General features: G+C 60.7%; 16 protein-coding genes. 12 read left to right on the forward strand and 4 right to left on the reverse strand.

Annotated features, from left to right (window positions below; translation table 11 throughout):
- Positions 1-92: 92 nt before the first annotated feature.
- Positions 93-515, forward strand: a complete 423-nt coding sequence (locus tag ACWFVE_RS04505; RefSeq protein ID WP_447528097.1) for an OsmC family protein — start codon at positions 93-95, stop codon at positions 513-515.
- A gap of 348 nt (positions 516-863) precedes the next feature.
- Here the strand turns inward: ACWFVE_RS04505 and ACWFVE_RS04510 are convergent, their stop codons facing one another.
- The 3 genes from ACWFVE_RS04510 to ACWFVE_RS04520 all read right to left on the reverse strand — a co-directional run bounded on the left by ACWFVE_RS04510 (position 864) and on the right by ACWFVE_RS04520 (position 3,045).
- The gene (locus ACWFVE_RS04510) at positions 864-1,367 is read right to left on the reverse strand and encodes a PRC-barrel domain-containing protein (protein ID WP_447528098.1); all 504 of its coding nucleotides are present in this window, start codon (positions 1,365-1,367) and stop codon (positions 864-866) included.
- 341 nt (positions 1,368-1,708) lie between these two features.
- The gene (locus ACWFVE_RS04515; RefSeq protein WP_447528099.1) at positions 1,709-2,377 is read right to left on the reverse strand and encodes a 2OG-Fe(II) oxygenase; all 669 of its coding nucleotides are present in this window, start codon (positions 2,375-2,377) and stop codon (positions 1,709-1,711) included.
- Positions 2,374-3,045 carry a CoA pyrophosphatase gene (locus ACWFVE_RS04520; RefSeq protein WP_447528100.1) on the reverse strand — a complete coding sequence of 224 codons (672 nt, stop codon included), beginning with the start codon at positions 3,043-3,045 and terminating at the stop codon, positions 2,374-2,376. Before ACWFVE_RS04520 ends, ACWFVE_RS04515 begins: the two co-directional genes overlap by 4 nt.
- Positions 3,046-3,135: 90 nt before the next feature.
- Here ACWFVE_RS04520 and ACWFVE_RS04525 point away from each other — a divergent pair, with 90 nt between their 5' ends.
- Positions 3,136-3,693 carry an NUDIX hydrolase gene (locus tag ACWFVE_RS04525; protein WP_447528101.1) on the forward strand — a complete coding sequence of 186 codons (558 nt, stop codon included), beginning with the start codon at positions 3,136-3,138 and terminating at the stop codon, positions 3,691-3,693.
- Between the two features lie 28 nt (positions 3,694-3,721).
- On the opposite strand, the gene ACWFVE_RS04530 is transcribed toward ACWFVE_RS04525, so the two are convergent.
- Positions 3,722-4,060: an NGG1p interacting factor NIF3 gene (locus ACWFVE_RS04530; RefSeq protein ID WP_447528102.1), complete on the reverse strand. Its 339-nt coding sequence runs from the start codon at positions 4,058-4,060 to the stop codon at positions 3,722-3,724.
- 139 nt (positions 4,061-4,199) lie between these two features.
- On the opposite strand from ACWFVE_RS04530, the gene ACWFVE_RS04535 reads away from it, so the two are divergent.
- The 10 genes from ACWFVE_RS04535 to ACWFVE_RS04580 all read left to right on the forward strand — a co-directional run bounded on the left by ACWFVE_RS04535 (position 4,200) and on the right by ACWFVE_RS04580 (position 16,256).
- The gene (locus ACWFVE_RS04535; RefSeq protein ID WP_447528103.1) at positions 4,200-5,150 is read left to right on the forward strand and encodes a sugar-binding transcriptional regulator; all 951 of its coding nucleotides are present in this window, start codon (positions 4,200-4,202) and stop codon (positions 5,148-5,150) included.
- 173 nt (positions 5,151-5,323) lie between these two features.
- Positions 5,324-6,643, forward strand: coding sequence for an ABC transporter substrate-binding protein (locus ACWFVE_RS04540; protein ID WP_447528104.1), 1,320 nt, complete (start codon positions 5,324-5,326; stop codon positions 6,641-6,643).
- 80 nt (positions 6,644-6,723) lie between these two features.
- Positions 6,724-7,614, forward strand: a complete 891-nt coding sequence (locus ACWFVE_RS04545; protein ID WP_447528105.1) for a carbohydrate ABC transporter permease — start codon at positions 6,724-6,726, stop codon at positions 7,612-7,614.
- A gap of 65 nt (positions 7,615-7,679) precedes the next feature.
- A complete protein-coding gene (locus ACWFVE_RS04550) occupies positions 7,680-8,528 on the forward strand; it encodes a carbohydrate ABC transporter permease (protein ID WP_447528106.1) in 849 nt (282 codons plus the stop codon).
- 11 nt (positions 8,529-8,539) lie between these two features.
- Entirely contained in the window at positions 8,540-9,703 is a 1,164-nt protein-coding gene (locus ACWFVE_RS04555; RefSeq protein WP_447528107.1) for an ABC transporter ATP-binding protein, read from the forward strand.
- Positions 9,700-10,395 (forward strand): HAD family hydrolase, encoded by a 696-nt coding sequence (locus ACWFVE_RS04560; RefSeq protein ID WP_447528108.1) that lies wholly within the window; start codon positions 9,700-9,702, stop codon positions 10,393-10,395. The genes ACWFVE_RS04555 and ACWFVE_RS04560 overlap by 4 nt, the downstream gene beginning before the upstream one ends.
- A 44-nt stretch (positions 10,396-10,439) precedes the next feature.
- Positions 10,440-11,927 carry a mannitol dehydrogenase family protein gene (locus tag ACWFVE_RS04565; RefSeq protein WP_447528109.1) on the forward strand — a complete coding sequence of 496 codons (1,488 nt, stop codon included), beginning with the start codon at positions 10,440-10,442 and terminating at the stop codon, positions 11,925-11,927.
- Positions 11,927-13,414 (forward strand): xylulokinase, encoded by a 1,488-nt coding sequence (gene xylB, locus ACWFVE_RS04570; protein ID WP_447528110.1) that lies wholly within the window; start codon positions 11,927-11,929, stop codon positions 13,412-13,414. The genes ACWFVE_RS04565 and xylB overlap by 1 nt, the downstream gene beginning before the upstream one ends.
- Before the next feature lie 64 nt (positions 13,415-13,478).
- The gene (locus tag ACWFVE_RS04575) at positions 13,479-14,324 is read left to right on the forward strand and encodes a fructosamine kinase family protein (protein ID WP_447528111.1); all 846 of its coding nucleotides are present in this window, start codon (positions 13,479-13,481) and stop codon (positions 14,322-14,324) included.
- A gap of 243 nt (positions 14,325-14,567) precedes the next feature.
- Entirely contained in the window at positions 14,568-16,256 is a 1,689-nt protein-coding gene (locus ACWFVE_RS04580; RefSeq protein WP_447528112.1) for a TolC family outer membrane protein, read from the forward strand.
- Positions 16,257-16,306: the final 50 nt, after the last annotated feature.

The following is a 16,306-nucleotide window of genomic DNA, read 5'->3' on the forward strand; positions in this document are numbered from 1 at the left end:
TTAAAAATGAGCTACGCTTGTGGGTGTGGCATCGGGAGGTCTCTTCCGAGCCCTTTGAGTAACCAGGCAAATGATTGCAACAGGAGTATTCCATGGATAGTAAAGCGAATGCACATTGGGAAGGCGGCTTAAAAGACGGCAAGGGCAAAATCGCCACGGAAAGCGGTGTGCTGGACGCCAGCTACTCCTTCAAGCAGCGTTTTGAAGGCGAGAAGGGCACCAACCCGGAAGAGCTGATCGGCGCCGCTCACGCCAGCTGTTTTTCAATGGCGCTTTCAATGGTCCTGGGCGATAAAGGCTATACCGCCGATGCGATCGACACTCAGGCAACGGTAACGCTTTCGCAAGGCAGCGGTGGATTCGATATCTCCAAAATCCATCTTGAAGTCGAAGCAACCGTTAGCGGTGCCGACGAAGCGACTTTCAAAGAAGCTGCAGAAACCGCCAAGGCCAACTGCCCGGTATCCAAGGTATTGAAAGCCGAAATCACCATGTCGGCGAAGCTCAAGGGCTAGTTTTTTTACCCGGCCTTAAAGGTCGGTCTGATCGAATAGTTTGATTAAAGCGCTGTCTTCGACAGCGCTTTTTTATTGGGATCCATTCAAGTAGCAGCGGCCATCGATGTTAATTGGTAGATGCTGCCTGGTAAAGGCAGAGTAGTAAGAGTAAGAGGAAAGCGTTAACAAGAAAGCATTAGGAAAAAGCGATAGTGAAACAAGAGGTGAGGGGGTGACCACCAATACCTGTTTGAACTGCATGCCCGTTTGAATTAATTAGATGCCATGGAGTTTAAACGCTCAAACGATAGCCACAAAAAAGCCCTGGTAAAAACCAGGGCCCTTGATCACACTAATAGATAACTATTAGGTGTCCAGATCGTTATCCGTGTCGGTGTCACGATCCATATCGCCGTTCGTGTTGGTATCGTTATTCATACCATCGTTGTTCATATCGTCGTTACGGTTAGCGTCGCGGTCATACTCTTCGGCTTCTTCGAGCGCTTCCTGAGTAGCGTTTACGCGAATCACGTAATCGTCGCCGTCGTCTTCACGTGTCAGGTCAAGAGAATCCCATTCGATGGCAACGTCTTTCTCGCCCATACCAAGGAAACCGCCAACACCTACTACGACCGCTTGGATCTGTCCGTCCTGATCAATGATCAGATCATTGATGCTGCCGATTTCATCGTCGTCTTCAACGGTGCTGTGTACCGAATTGCCGGTCAGCGAGTCAGCATGAAAGGTACCCTGCGGTGCAGATGTCATGTAAGTAGCGTCCATGTCGTTCGACTGCGCATTAGCGCTTGCTGCGAACATGAAAGCCGGTACCATCAGCGTGCCTAGAAAAGCGGGTTTGATCATTTTCATTGCTATTGCTCCTTGCGTTCGTAGTAAGGTATTGAGCATTAATGCTTGTACCTAAACTTTGAATAGTTAGCGTTAAATAAACATGCTAACTATCTTCCTGGTGGCCAAAGCCACGTCTTACTCATTTCTTTTCGCATCTGCCAAATGACATGAGCGAACTTTTACTGCGTCAGGCTAAAACTACGGGGGTAGTAAGTTAACCTTGCCTTGCGCTAAATGCGCCGGACACTTCTTAAGGTAGACGCTGTGAGTAGCTTTGCAACATTTGTAAGCAATCGATTTTTAAAAAAGCGTTCATCAAGGTTAAATGCACCGAAATAAAGCATTTTAATTAACACAGGTTATCTTTCGGGGTCGAGAACACCGCCCCTAGAGGCGTTTCGGCGGAACCAGCCCGCAATGCTACTTCGAGGGCGATGGGTGGTCAGCACCTCGTGGGGGATCGTGTCGGAGAGAAAGCAGGCAAAGGTGCCGGCTTGGGGAATGACCCTGGCCACCTCGCGCGCTGGATCCTCCGGGGTGTAAATGACCATTTCACCACCACCGTCGATGGGCCAGTCCGGGCTTAGGTAGCCTACCGTTGAAATGACCCGATTGGCACGGCCGCGAAAGCTGTCCAGGTGGCGCTTGTAAAAGGCGCCTGCCGGGTAGTACGCGAAGTGCGCCTCGTACTCGAAAAGCCCTAAAAAAAGCGTTTGGTTCAGCGCTACCTGCAAACGCTGCATGGCTTGAAGGTAGTGGCGCTGCGCTTCGCTTTCCCGGTTGAGCCAGTGAATGGCATCGCCGCGTATGTCCTTGCGCAGTAGGTGCTGTTGGCCACGGCCGATACCGGCCTCTTCGAGTGCCTCGGCATCTCTCAGGCGGGCCAGTTCAGCGGCCAGGGCCTCACAAAGCGATGGGTCGATCACTTCCTTGCCCACGTACCAGCCCTGTTCGACCAGTGCATCGATCAGTTCGGCCTGGGCGCTTTGCGCAAACGCCTCGCCCCTGGACGTGCTGGAAACACTCATCGCTTACTCCGCTTCGCGGCGGGGGCGGCGCTGATATCGCCTTTTTTGGCCGCCCGGTTGCTACGCTCGGGGTGGTGTTTGAGCGATCCTGACGGTCGCTTGTAAAGATCGATCGGCATACCAAAGCCCTTGGCCAAAAGCTCGACGAGCATCATGGCGGAAAGCCCCCAAATTACGTGGCCATCGACATGGTAGCTCGGCACGTAGTGGGCCACGCCGTCCACGGTAATTACATCGGTGTAGGTGCGCTTGTCGTTTAGAAAGTGGCTCAAGGGCACCTCGAAAATGGTGTCGATCTCGCCGGGGTCGGCTTTCAAGGCCAGCTGGGGCGCAATGATGCCCACCCAGGGCGTCACGCAAAGCCCGTGTAGCGATACCACGTCGGAAAGCTGGCCGATGCACTCGACCTCACCCGGGGGCAGCGCGATCTCTTCTTCGGCTTCGCGCAGGGCAGTGTGGTAAAGGTCGCGGTCGTCGGGCTCGCGCTTACCACCGGGAAAGGCTACCTGGCCGCTATGGGTCGATAGATGACTGGCCCGCCGCGTAAAGAGCAGCGTGGGCTCGGGATGCGCGACGATGGGCAGCAGCACCGACGCCTGTAAAAGTTTGGCGCGGCCCAACTCTTTTGGCCGATAGTGTTGCAGCTCTTTGCGCAGTTTCTCTAACATGGAGGTTCCATCAGGTTTACTCCCTTTTACAAAGCGTGACAACCGGCGTCAAGCCAAGCGCCCCACCTTATCAGCTGTTGAGATACCATCATGAATTTTTGTAGCCAGTGCGGTGAAAAAGTCCGCTTTGCCGTTCCCGAAGGCGACGACCGCCCGCGCTACCTGTGCGACGGCTGCGGGGCGATTCATTACCAGAACCCGCGCATCGTGGCGGGTACGTTGCCGGTTCATGAGGACAAAATCTTGCTGTGTAAACGCGCGATTTCTCCGCGCAAAGGCTACTGGACACTGCCCGCCGGCTACATGGAAAACGGCGAAACCACCCGTGATGCCGGGCTTCGCGAAACCCGCGAAGAGGCCATGGCGAGCGTCGAAATTAAGGATCTGTACACGCTGATCGACCTGCCGCATATCAACCAGGTCTACATGATCTTTTTGGCGGATCTCAACGGCGGGTTCGCCGCGGGCCCGGAAAGCCTCGAGGTCGCGCTATTCGCGGAAGACGATATCCCCTGGGACACCCTCGCTTTTCCCACCATCGAGCGCACCCTCAAGCACTTTTTTGAGGACCGCAAAAGCGACCGCTTCCCGCTGCACATGAGCACTGTCACCTTGGAAGACCGCGAACGCTATTTCGGCAGCGCTTAGGGCCGCCGAAGAGGTTGGCGGGTAGCGTTCAGGCAAAGCCCGGAGGCGCCGGCGCTTTAAGGTCAGCAAGCTCCCATACCGCGTAGGCGACCTCCTCGTAAGGGTGGGCCAACTGAAGCGCCGCCACGGCGGCGTGAATACACTCTTCGTCGCACACCATCTCCACCTTGTACTCCTCTACGGTGGTGAGTTCGCCCACTTCACCGATATGCGGGTGGGCGCCTTCCATGGGGCGGAACTGGCCGGTACCCGGCGTCTGAAAGCAGCACGCCTCGTAATGGCCAATGCGGCCGGCGCCGGTTTCGAACACGGCTTCCTTGACGCTCTCGGCGTCCTCGATGGGTACATAAAACGTCAGTTTGTACATGATGTTGCCTCTTTCAAGTAGGGTGTCATAGTCATCTTAGCGGATAGGCGGCTATGGGGCGCGGGCCAGGCTTTGTATGATGGTATTTCACGACCAGCAATCCCTAACGTCTCATTCATAAGGACCAACGAGCCGGACCATGGATAAATTCGAGGTAAAACTGGACCAGGCGGCCCGGGCGGCGTGGCTCTCCTACGTGGGAGGGCTCACCCAGGATGAAATCGCAAGCCAGTTGGGCGTTTCGCGCCCTGGCGTGCAGCGCCTTTTGGCCCTGGCCCGGCAGGCGGGGCTGATCAAGGTGCATATCGACCATCCGATCTCGTCGTGCATGACGTTGGGGCGTGAGCTTGCCGAGCGTTTTGACCTGAACTACTGCGATGTAGTGCCGGCGGATATGAACGCTCCGGACAGCGCCGCCTACTACCTGGCCGTGGCGGGCGCCAAACGGATGGCGCACCTGGTGGAGCACAGCGAGCCGCTAACGCTGTCGCTGGGGGCCGGGCGCTCGGTACGTGCGGCGGTCGAGGCGCTGGATCGCATCGAGCGCGCCCAGCACCGTTTCGTCTCGTTGATCGGTAACGTCGCCCGGGACGGCTCGGCCAACCGCTTCGATGCGGTGATGGCGCTGGCGGATAAAACCGGCGGCGAGCGTTTTTTGCTGCCCGCGCCGGTGGTCGCGGAGTCCATCGAGGAAAAAGAGGCCATGCTAGGCCAGCGGCTGTTTCAGGCGATTGCCGAGGTGGCGGCGGCCTCGAAAGCGGCATTCATTGGGGTCGGGCGCATCGACCGCCAAGCCACGCTCTATCAGGATCACTTCATCAGCCAAGTCGAGCTCGATGAGCTGCTTCGGTTGGAGGCTGTCGGCGAGCTTTTGGGCTGGCCGCTCAATCAGCAGGGTGAGCTGATCGAGTGCTCGATCACCCAGCGGGTCACGAGTCTTCCGCTCGATCAGTTCGGCCAGCAGACCATGGTGGCCATCGCCGGTGGCCAGGACAAGGCGCCGGCCATTTTGGCGGCGCTGCGAAGCGGCTGGCTCAAGGGGCTGATTACCGACGAAGTGGCCGCGCGCCACATTTTGAGCGCGCTATAAAGTCTTTTAAAACCCGGTGGCAGGCCAGCAACCGCGCCAAGTAATGGGGGGTTAGCGTAAAGTAGTAGCGCCAGGGCTTTGCTTTTTTTTGCCTCGCGTACGATCATTTGTTCGATTGATGATCAAAATAATCAGCACCATAACAAGTCCAAATTCGCTCAAAGGAGTGCCGTATGCGTTTTGCACATCACTTGCCGCTCAGCGCGCTGGCCGCCGGTATCGCGCTGTCAGGCCATGCCCAGGCCCAGACACAACTCACTGTGGCCACCGTCAATAACAACGACATGGTCATCATGCAGAGCTTGACCGACGAGTTCGAAAGCGCTCATCCGGAGATTTCGCTCGACTGGGTGGTGCTCGAAGAGAACGTGCTGCGTCAGCGCATGACCACGGATATCGCCACCGGCGGCGGCCAGTTCGATGTCATGACCATCGGCGCCTACGAGGCCCCCATCTGGGCTGAGCGCGAGTGGCTCACGCCGCTCGATGACTTGGCCGATGACTACGACATCGACGACCTGCTGACCTCGGTGCGCGACGGCCTGAGCCTGGACGGCACGCCCTACGCGCTGCCGTTTTACGCAGAAAGCTCGATGATGTACTTCCGCAAGGACCTGTTCGAGCAGGCGGGTATCGAGATGCCCGACCAGCCCACCTGGGACCAGGTGCGCGACTGGGCCGAGCAGCTTCACGGTAGCGAAGAGGGGCTGGCGGGGATTTGTTTGCGCGGCAAGCCCGGCTGGGGCGAGAACATGGCCTTCGTCACCACGCTGGTAAATACCTACGGCGGACGCTGGTTCGACGAAGAGTGGAACCCGGAGCTCGACTCCGACGCCTGGCAAAACGCGATCAGCTTCTACGTCGACCTGCTGGGTAACTATGGCCCGCCCGGGGCGAGCTCCAACGGCTTCAACGAGAACCTGGCGCTTTTTGCCCGCGGCAACTGCGCCATGTGGGTAGACGCCACCTCCGCCGCCGGCACGCTTTATGATGGCGATGAATCGAGCGTGGCCGATAACCTCGGTTTTGCCCCGGCGCCGGTCGCCGAAACGCCCAAGGGCTCGCACTGGCTCTGGACCTGGGCGCTGGCGATCCCCGCCTCCTCGGAAAACAAGGACGCCGCCAAGGAGTTCATCAGCTGGGCCACATCGAAAGAGTACATCGAGCTGGTCGGCGAGACCCAGGGCTGGACCAACGTGCCGCCGGGTACACGCGAATCCACCTACGCCAACGAGCAATACCAGCAAGCCGCGCCGTTCGCCGAGTTCGTGTTAAACGCCATTCAGGAGGCCGACCCCACCGACTCGACCCTGGAGCCCAACCCCTATACCGGCGTGCAGATCGTCAATATCCCTGAGTTCCAGGCGATTGGTACCCAGGTAGGCCAGACCATTGCCGCGGCCCTGACCGGCGACAGCACGGTGGAACAAGCCCTGGATAGCGCCCAGCGCGCTACCGAGCGCACCATGCAGCGAGCCGGTTACAACGACTGATCCGGCAGGCGCCCGCCGACGGCGGGCGCCTTCGCTCTCATTGCACGCCTTTAGCCAAGACTGCTTTCGCGGGTATTTTCATGACTAGAACACGCGCATCCGGCCGTACGGTCGGTGGGTTAAGAGCGCTTTCGCTACAGGCGCCCGCCGTTACGCTACTGCTTTTATGGATGCTGATACCGCTGGGGATGACCGTCTGGTTCTCCTTCCAGCGCTACAACCTGCTGATGCCCGGCATGACCGGGTTTGCCGGGTTTGAAAACTACGAGTACCTGCTCACCGACCCCGCGCTTTGGTCCGCCATGGGCACGACGCTGCTGCTGGTGGGCTGGGTGCTGACCATTACCGTGGTGGGCGGCACGCTCTTGGCCGTGCTGTTCCAGCAGGAATTTTTCGGTCGGGGTATCGCGCGGGTGCTGGCCATTTCGCCGTTTTTCGTCATGCCCACGGTCAGCGCGCTGATCTGGAAGAACATGATGATGCACCCCTCCAGCGGGGTGCTGGCCTGGCTTGCCCAGTCGCTTGGCATGCCCGCCGTCGACTGGTTCTCGTCGCTGCCGCTGACCTCGATCATCATCATCGTCTCCTGGCAGTGGCTGCCCTTTGCGCTGTTGATTTTGCTCACCGCGATGCAGTCGCTGGACGAAGACCAGGTCGAAGCCGCGCGGATGGACGGCGCGGGGCCGTTGGCGATCTTCTTTTTCATTACGCTGCCGCACCTAAAGCGGGCGATCAGCGTGGTGATCATGATCGAGATGATCTTTCTGCTGACGATTTTCGCCGAAATCTTCGTCACCACCTCCGGCGGCCCCGGGCTTGCCACCACTAACCTGGCGTACCTGATCTACATTCGGGCGCTGTTGGATTTCGATGTGGGCGTGGCCTCGGCGGGCGGTGTGATCGCCATCATTCTCGCCAATATCGTAGCGATCTTTCTGGTCCGTATGGTCGCCAAAAACCTGGAAGATTAGGCCTGTTAACCCCAAAAGCGTGATCCCGGGCGTTTGAGGAGCACGACACACATGAGTACGCCGCTATGACTACGCCACGTCAACACGCCGCGCCGGCGCGCGCCTTCCCGATCAAGCAGCTCTTGTTGACCCTGCTGGCCTGGTCGGTCGCGCTGGTGATCTTTTTCCCCATTCTCTGGATGGTGCTAACCGGCTTTAAAACCGAAACCGCCGCCATTGCCGACCCAAGCTTCCTCTTTACACCGACGCTTGAAAGCTACGAGGCCGTGCAGGCGCGCTCGGGTTACGCCCGCTTTGCGCTCAACAGCGTAGCGGTCGCCTTCGGCTCCACGCTGTTGGCGCTATTGATCGCGATTCCCTCGGCCTACGCCATGGCGTTTTTACCGACCAAACGCACCAAGGGCACCCTGTTATGGATGCTTTCGACCAAGATGCTACCGCCGGTGGGCGTGCTGGTGCCGATCTATCTCATCTTTCGCGACGTGGGCCTTCTGGATACCCGCACCGGGCTGATTATCGTCTACACCCTGATGAATCTGCCCATCGTGGTCTGGATGCTCTACACCTTTTTCAAGGACATGCCCCGGGACATCCTCGAAGCCGGGCGGATGGACGGCGCCTCCACGCTCCAGGAGGTCGTCTACCTACTGTTGCCGCTGACGCTTCCCGGCATCGCCTCTACCGGGTTGTTGTCCGTCATTTTGAGCTGGAACGAAGCATTCTGGAGTCTCAACCTGACCTCCTCGAAAGCGGCGCCGCTGACCGCCTATATTGCGTCCTTCTCGAGCCCCGAAGGGCTCTTTTGGGCCAAACTCTCGGCGGCCTCCACCATGGCGATCGCCCCCATCCTGATCCTCGGTTGGATGACTCAAAAACAAATGGTCCGTGGTTTGACCTTCGGCGCCGTCAAGTAAGGAGCCCTTTTATGGCCACTTTGCAGCTTCACAACATCGTCAAACGCTTTGCCGACACCGAGGTCATCAAGGGCGTCAGTCTGGACGTCGAAGATCGTGAGTTCGTGGTCTTCGTTGGGCCCTCGGGGTGCGGTAAATCGACCCTGATGCGCATGATCGCGGGGCTGGAGAGCGCATCGAGCGGCGATATCCTGATCGACGGCCAGCGCATGAACGATGTAGGCCCGGCGGATCGGGGGCTGGCGATGGTGTTTCAAAGCTACGCGCTCTACCCGCACATGAGCGTCGAAGCCAATATGGGCTTTTCCATGCGCCTGGCCGGAGTGCCCAAGGCGAAACGACGCGAGAAAGTGCTGGCGGCAGCGAAAATTTTGCAGCTCGAGCCGCTTTTGGACCGCAAACCCAAGGCGCTCTCCGGCGGGCAGCGCCAGCGAGTGGCCATTGGCCGGGCCATCGTGCGTAATCCCAGCATCTTTTTGTTCGACGAGCCGCTATCGAATCTGGACGCCGCGCTCAGAGTACAGATGCGCATCGAGCTTGCAAGGCTCCACGAGGAGCTCAACGCCACCATGATCTACGTCACCCACGACCAGATCGAGGCGATGACCATGGCCGACAAGATCGTCGTACTCCAGGACGGCATCGTGGAGCAGGTAGGCTCGCCCATGGCGCTCTATCACCATCCACGCAACCGCTTCGTGGCAGGCTTTATCGGCTCGCCGAAAATGAATTTTTTCGAAGTAGGCGTCGTGTCCAGCGAGGCCAGCGGCGTGAGTGTCGCGCTGCCCGGTGGCGGGCAGTGCCGCGTGCCGGTTGATGGCAAAGCCACCAAGCAGGGCGAGACGCTCGAGCTCGGCATTCGCCCGGAGCACTTAAAGCTTAATGAGGCGGGCGAGCTAAGCGGCACCATTCAAGTACTCGAACGGCTGGGCGGCCAAACCTCGCTATACGTCAAGATGAACGACCAGCTCATTACCCTCATGGCGGATGGCGATGTGGCCTATCGTGTCCACGACACCGTACGTTTTGACTTCGACGCCGAGCGCGCGCATCTTTTCGACCAGCACGGCCTGGCGCTTGAAAGCCTGGCCTTGCACCCGCTGGCGAACCTCACCCGCCAGGATAACCGTGGCTTGCCGACGGATGCGCCGGGCCACACCGAGACAGCGTCATGAGTGCGGTGATATTCGACTGCGATGGCGTACTGGTGGATAGCGAAGTCCTCGCCGAAGATACGCTGGAGGCGCATCTCAAAGCGTGGCTGCCGGATGTCGACGTGGCACGCGAGCTTGGCCAGGCGATGGGTATGACTACCTCCAATATTCTGCGTCACCTGCAAACCTTGAGCCGCCATGCGCTGCCCGAGGACGCCGTCGCGCAGGTCGATGCGGCCATCGAAGCGCGCCTAGCCCGAGAGCTTCGTGCCATCGACGGGGCGTTTGAGGCGATCAGCGCGATTCCCTTTGCCATGGCCGTGGTGTCCAACAGCAATCGGCGCCGGATCGAGGCGTCGCTTGATTCGACGGGGTTGGCCGTAGCGCTTAAGAACGCCCCGATACTGAGTGCCGACCAGGTATCCGCCCCCAAGCCCGACCCAGCGATTTACCGGCTGGCGGCCCAAACCCTGGGCGTTTCGCCCCATCACTGCCTCGCGGTCGAAGATAGCGTGGCGGGCGTGCGCTCGGCCGTGGCCGCCGGGCTTACCGTGGTGGGCTTTGTGGGGGCCAGCCACATTGGTGAGGATCAGGCCGACCGGCTGGTCGAGGCGGGCGCTTGGCAGGTGGCGTTTCATATGCGCGAGCTGGGCGTGCTGATCGACACCTGGCACACTCGCACGCCCAACGACACGTCCACGCCCTCTTTCTAACCGCATCGCCAATCCCGGGATTACCCACTGCCAGGAGAGCCATCATGACCCAACTCAACAATCAAACGCTCACCACGCTCGACCCGGGGGTCAAGCTACCCGCCTACGACCGGCGCGCCGTCAAGGCGGGCATCGTACATATCGGCGTGGGCGGTTTTCACCGCGCCCACCAGGCCATGTATCTCGATGGGTTGATGAACGAAGGCCAGGCGCTGGACTGGGGCATCATCGGCGTCGGCGTGATGCCCGGCGACAAGCGCATGAAAGAGGTACTGGCAGCCCAGGATCATCTCTACACCCTGGTGGTCAAGCATCCGGACGGCGAGTACGCCCCCAGGGTGATCGGTAGTATGGTCGACTACCTGTTCGCTCCGGAAGAGACCCAGGCGGTCATCGAAGCCATGGCCGACCCGGCCATCAAAATCGTCTCGCTGACCGTGACCGAGGGCGGCTATAACGTGCACCCGGTCAGCGGGGCGTTCAATCTGGAGAACCCGGTCGTCCAGCGCGACTTGGCCGAGCCCACCCGGCCCGCTTCGAGTTTCGGCCTGGTGGTCGAGGCGCTGGTGCGCCGCCGTGAACGGGGCGTGGCACCGTTCACCGTCATGTCCTGCGATAACATCCAGGGCAACGGTGATGTTGCCCGGCGCATGTTCGCCGCTTTTGCCAGCGCCCGGGATGAGGCGCTCGGCGAGTGGCTGACTCGCGAAGTCGCCTTTCCCAATGCCATGGTGGACCGCATTACACCGGTCACCACGCAAAACGATATCGACGAGCTTAAAAGCCGCTTTGGCCTGGAGGACGACTGGCCGGTGGTGTGCGAACCCTTCACCCAGTGGGTGCTGGAGGACCACTTTCCGCTGGGCCGCCCGGCGCTTGAGAACGTGGGCGTACAGTTGGTCGAGGACGTCGAACCTTTCGAGCTGATGAAGCTTCGCCTTTTGAACGCCAGCCACCAGGCATTGACCTATTTCGGGTATCTCGCGGGCTATCGCTACGCCCACCAGGTGTGCCAGGACCCGCTGTTCGTCGAGTTCCTGCTGCGCTACATGAAAGAGGAGGGCGCCCCCACGCTGCCGCCGGTGCCGGGCATCGATCTAGGCGCCTACCAGCACACGCTGATCGAACGCTTTGCCAACCCGCAAATTCGGGACACGTTGGCCAGGCTTTGCGCCGAAAGCTCGGACCGTATCCCGAAGTGGCTGGTACCGGTGGTTCGCCATCAGCTCGAACACGGCGGGCAGGTAGCGCTCAGCGCCAGCGTTATCGCCAGCTGGGCGCGCTACGCCGAAGGTGTGGACGAGCAGGGCGAGCCCATCGAGGTGGTCGATGCCCTACGCGATCAGCTTACCGAGATTGCCCGGCAAAACCGCACCCGCCCCGAGGCATTCGTTGAAAACCGCGAGCTGTTTGGCGATCTCGCGGACGACCCGCGCTTCATGCAGGCGTACCTGGCCGCCCTTGGCCTGCTGCACGAACGCGGCGCCCGCGCTACGCTTGAAGCTCTGGTGGCCTTTGAAGGAATCGCGTGATGTATATCGGGATAGATTGCGGCACGCAAAGTACCAAGATAGTGGTGGTGGATGTCGAAAAGGGGGTGATCCTGGGCGAGGCCAGCCGCCCTCATCGGTTGGATGAAGGCGAGCAGGGCCGCCGCGAGCAGGCCCCGGCCCAGTGGCTGGCGGCGCTCAAGGGGGCCTTCGGTGAGGCCATCCAGCGCTCGGGTATTACCGCGCGCCAGGTGCGCGCCATCGGCGTTTCCGGCCAGCAGCACGGTATGGTGGCGCTGGACGCCGATGGCGTGCCGGTCTACCCGGCCAAGCTCTGGTGCGATACCGAAACCAGCGCCGAAAACAGCGCTTTGGTCGAGCGCCTGGGCGGGGAGGCGGGCTGTCTCGACAAGCTCGGTTTGGTGCTGCAAACCGGCTATACCGCCTCCAAAATCGCTTGGCTTCGCGAGCACCACCCGGACGCCTACCGGCGCATCGCGACGATTTTGCTGCCCCATGACTACATCAACTTCTGGCTGACCGGCGAGCGGGTGACCGAAGCCGGCGACGCCTCCGGCACCGGCTATTTCGATACCCGCACCCGCGACTGGCAGCTCGAAGTGTTCCACCAGATCGCCCCGGAGCTCGACCCTGCCCAAGTGCTGCCAAGGCTCATCGAGCCCGACGCCCCGGCGGGCATCGTGCGGGCGCAGGTCGCCTCTGAGCTTGGCCTTGCGGCTAACGTCGTCGTCTCCTCTGGCGGTGGCGATAACATGCTCGGCGCTATCGGCACCGGCAATATTACCCGCGGGCTGATTACCCTGAGCCTGGGTACCTCCGGCACGGTGTGCGCCTACTCCCCCAAACCGGTCGCTACCGACAACGCCATGGTGGCCAACTTCTGCGCCAGCCACGGCGGCTGGCTGCCGCTCATTTGCACCATGAACGTCACCTCGGCCACTACCCGCGTGCGCGAGCTTTTCGGCCTCGATCTAAACGCCTTCGCCGAGCGCGTGGCCAGCGCCCCCATCGGCGCCGAGGGGATAACCTGCTTACCTTTTTTCAACGGCGAGCGAGTGCCGATGCTGCCCGCCGCCACCGGCGATTTTCTGGGGCTGACCAGCCTCAACATGAGCCAGGCCAACATGTGCCGAGCGGTGATGGAAGGGGCCACTTTCGGGCTTCGCTACGGGTTGGACCTTTTAGGCGATCTTACCGCCGGCGCCAGCCAGATTCGGCTAAGCGGTGGCGGGGCGAAAAGCCCGGTATGGCGCCAAATGGTGGCCGATATCACCGGTATCGATGTCATCTGCCCCGAGGTGACCGACGCCGCTGCCCTCGGCGCGGCGCTGCAGGCGGCCTGGTGCGAGCAAAAGCCCCAAGGCACCACGTTGGAGGCCTTGTGCGAACGGCTGGTGCATCTGGATGCGGGCTCGCGAGCCGAGCCGGACCCGGCGCGGGTCGAAGCCTACCAAAAGGTGTACCAGCGCTATCGTCAGGCGCTCGAGGGGCGTCACGGCATTGCCTAACGCCCGCACCACCCTGTAGCGTTATCGCTATAATATGATAATGACGCTGGGGGAGGGGAACACCGTGAACACCGAGCTACAGGATATTTTAAGCGTGCTGGCGCTTGAGCCGCGCGGTTCGCTCACCCCGCTCAGCGGGGGCGATATCGCCGGCGTGTTCGAGCTCGATACGGCTCATGGCACGGTCGTTATCAAGCAGGACGACCCGGCGCGGCTGCGCGGCGAGGCGGAAGGGCTTCGCGCGCTGAAAGGGGCGGGCTCGTCACTGGTGATCCCCGAGGTACTTGGCCAATCCGGGCAGTGGCTGGTGATCGAGGCGCTGCACACCATTCCTGAAACCGCCCGGGCGAGTGCTGAGCTTGGCGAAGGACTTCGTGAACTGCACGGCGTGATTGGCAGCGAGCATGGCTGGCTGCACGACAACGCCTGCGGGCGCACTCCTCAACCCAACGCCCCGCTAAGCGACGGCCGCGCTTTCCAGCGCGAGCGGCGTTTGCGGGCGCTAAGCCAGGCTTGTCTCGAGCAAACCTTGATCAGCCCCGCACTTGGTAAGCGTATCGACGCCCAGGCCCAAGCCTTGGAGCAGTGGCTGCCGGATGCATCGCCTAGCCTGGTGCATGGCGATTTATGGTCGGGTAACGTTCTGTACACCGCCCGCGGCCCCGCCCTGATCGACCCCGCCGTTTACCGCCACTACCCGGAAGTGGATATCGCCATGCTGACGCTTTTTGGCAGCCCCGATGAGCGCTTTTTCGACGCCTACTGGAACGGTTACGGCCCCAGCGACTGGCCCCGGCGCGAAGCGCTTTTTCAACTCTACCCGCTGCTCAATCACGTGCTGCTATTTGGCAGCATGTACTTAAGCGGCGTCGAGCGCTGCGTGAACCGGCTGGAGCAGTACGCCGCGTAAGACGCAAGCGGTTGAAGCCGACCTCGAGGGCGGTATCCCTCGATTAAAAAAAGGCCGATGTTAGAAGTACACGCTTTTCACCCTTTTGACTAAAGTAAGGTGCGCTAGTCTTGACGTTTGGCGAGACACAGATTTTCTAGAACTTCAAGGCTAGCATACATACATGAATGTAACTATAATGCCACCCTTTCACACTCCCACTGTGTGGCGCACCATCCCACGTTGACACCTAGAGGCACTCCCATGCGACTGGCAAACTGGGCAGTCAATGCCCCCTTACGCCCTTTATTGTTAGCCGTGCTGACAAGCTCCTTCGTACTGCCCGCCCAAGCGGCGGACCTGATTACCATCACCCGCGATGCGCTCAACAACAACGCTGAGCTTGCCTCCGCGCGTTCCGAATTTTCCGGTGTGGAAGCCGCGCGGGACGTGGTAGGCGGGGAACTGCTCCCCCAAGTCAACGCCTCGGGCAACGTGGTACATAACCGCCAATACGAAAGTCAGTCGGCGGGTCGGGTCGAGCCGACCAACCCGACCGGCGGCGCTGGCGCCGGCGGTGGGGGAGCACCCGCGGGGGGTGCTCCGGCGAGTGAAGACAACTACAACAATATGTCGCTCTCGCTAGAGGCGACTCAGGCACTGTTCAACGCGGCGACCGCTCGCCAGGTCGATCAGGCCGAGCGCCAAATCGACCAGCAGGTGTATGTGCTGGCGGCGACCGAGCAGCAGCTGTTGCTCGACGTGGTGTCGGCGTACTTCGATATTCTGCGTGCCTATGAAGTGCTCGAAGCGCGCCGCGCCCAGGAACGTGCGATCGGCCGTCAGTTGGAGCAGTCCAGCGAGCAGTTCGAGGTGGGTCTGATCGCGATTACCGAGGTAGAGGAAGCGCGCTCGAGCTTCGATCAGTCCCGCGCCGAGCGCATCACGGCCGAGAGCAATCTGCAGGTGGCGTTCGAGCGGCTGGAGCAGTTGACCGGCCGCCGCTACGCCAACATCGAGTCGCTCGGCGACATGCCGGTCGGCCTGCCTGCACCCAGCGAGCGCGACTACTGGGTCGAACAGGCGCTCGAGCGCAACCCGGAGGTGCTGGCTCAGCGCGCCGGTATCGAAGTCTCCCGCGCCGGGGTCGAAGTCGCCCGGGCCGGCCGCTTGCCAACCCTGCAGGCGTTCGCCAATTACCAGTATTCGGACTCCGACATCGACTATCTCGACGGCCACAACGCGTCGAGCCAGCTCGGGGTATCGGCAAGCGTTCCTCTCTATACCGGCGGCAGCACCAGTGCCAGCATTCGCCAGAACACCTTTCAACTCGAGAGCAGCCAGTACGATTTCGAGTCCCAGCGGCGTACCACCATTCAGCAGGTTCGCTCGCTGTATACCCAGGTCAGCAACAACGTGGAAACCGTCGATGCGCGCCAGCAGGCGATCGTCTCGACGCGTAGCGCCCTGGAGGCGACCCAGGCCGGTTATGAGGTCGGTACGCGTAATATCGTCGACGTACTCAACGCCGAGCAGAACCTGTATAACGCGATCGCCAACTACGCCGAGTCGCGCTACGACTACGTGGTCAATTTGCTCTCCTTGCGCCAGCAGTCAGGTCTTTTGGATGTTGCCGCCCTTGAAGAGGTTAACGGATGGTTAACCGGCGAGGACGTCAATTTCACGCTACCCGAAACTAACGAGGGCGACGATTACCAGCGTGCGCTGGATATCGGCGAGCCGCCCCGGCCGGACTCCTCGCCGTCGACCAGTTACTCTTCAGAAGAGTACGCACCCGCCCGCCGTCAGTCCGGGGGGTATCCTGCCGGCGGCCAGCAGGGCGGTTCCCCCTACGGCGGTGGCCAGCAAGGCGGCTATCCGGCAGTGGGTAGCCAATCCGGCGCTTACTCTCCCGGTGGCAGCCCAGGCAGTGGCCAATCGGGCACCTATTGATACCAGGGGCTGCTGATGCAGCCCCGTGTAGCTATCCGTCAAAATATAGA

The organism is Vreelandella mediterranea (genome assembly GCF_970647075.1).

Bases quoted from the DNA above. Each gene is read 5' to 3' on its own strand.
- ACWFVE_RS04505 (WP_447528097.1), top strand. From the start codon at position 93: ATGGATAGTAAAGCGAATGCACATTGGGAAGGCGGCTTAAAAGACGGC.
- ACWFVE_RS04510 (WP_447528098.1), bottom strand. From the start codon at position 1,367: ATGAAAATGATCAAACCCGCTTTTCTAGGCACGCTGATGGTACCGGCT.
- ACWFVE_RS04515 (WP_447528099.1), bottom strand. From the start codon at position 2,377: ATGAGTGTTTCCAGCACGTCCAGGGGCGAGGCGTTTGCGCAAAGCGCC.
- ACWFVE_RS04520 (WP_447528100.1), bottom strand. From the start codon at position 3,045: ATGTTAGAGAAACTGCGCAAAGAGCTGCAACACTATCGGCCAAAAGAG.
- ACWFVE_RS04525 (WP_447528101.1), top strand. From the start codon at position 3,136: ATGAATTTTTGTAGCCAGTGCGGTGAAAAAGTCCGCTTTGCCGTTCCC.
- ACWFVE_RS04530 (WP_447528102.1), bottom strand. From the start codon at position 4,060: ATGTACAAACTGACGTTTTATGTACCCATCGAGGACGCCGAGAGCGTC.
- ACWFVE_RS04535 (WP_447528103.1), top strand. From the start codon at position 4,200: ATGGATAAATTCGAGGTAAAACTGGACCAGGCGGCCCGGGCGGCGTGG.
- ACWFVE_RS04540 (WP_447528104.1), top strand. From the start codon at position 5,324: ATGCGTTTTGCACATCACTTGCCGCTCAGCGCGCTGGCCGCCGGTATC.
- ACWFVE_RS04545 (WP_447528105.1), top strand. From the start codon at position 6,724: ATGACTAGAACACGCGCATCCGGCCGTACGGTCGGTGGGTTAAGAGCG.
- ACWFVE_RS04550 (WP_447528106.1), top strand. From the start codon at position 7,680: ATGACTACGCCACGTCAACACGCCGCGCCGGCGCGCGCCTTCCCGATC.
- ACWFVE_RS04555 (WP_447528107.1), top strand. From the start codon at position 8,540: ATGGCCACTTTGCAGCTTCACAACATCGTCAAACGCTTTGCCGACACC.
- ACWFVE_RS04560 (WP_447528108.1), top strand. From the start codon at position 9,700: ATGAGTGCGGTGATATTCGACTGCGATGGCGTACTGGTGGATAGCGAA.
- ACWFVE_RS04565 (WP_447528109.1), top strand. From the start codon at position 10,440: ATGACCCAACTCAACAATCAAACGCTCACCACGCTCGACCCGGGGGTC.
- xylB (WP_447528110.1), top strand. From the start codon at position 11,927: ATGTATATCGGGATAGATTGCGGCACGCAAAGTACCAAGATAGTGGTG.
- ACWFVE_RS04580 (WP_447528112.1), top strand. From the start codon at position 14,568: ATGCGACTGGCAAACTGGGCAGTCAATGCCCCCTTACGCCCTTTATTG.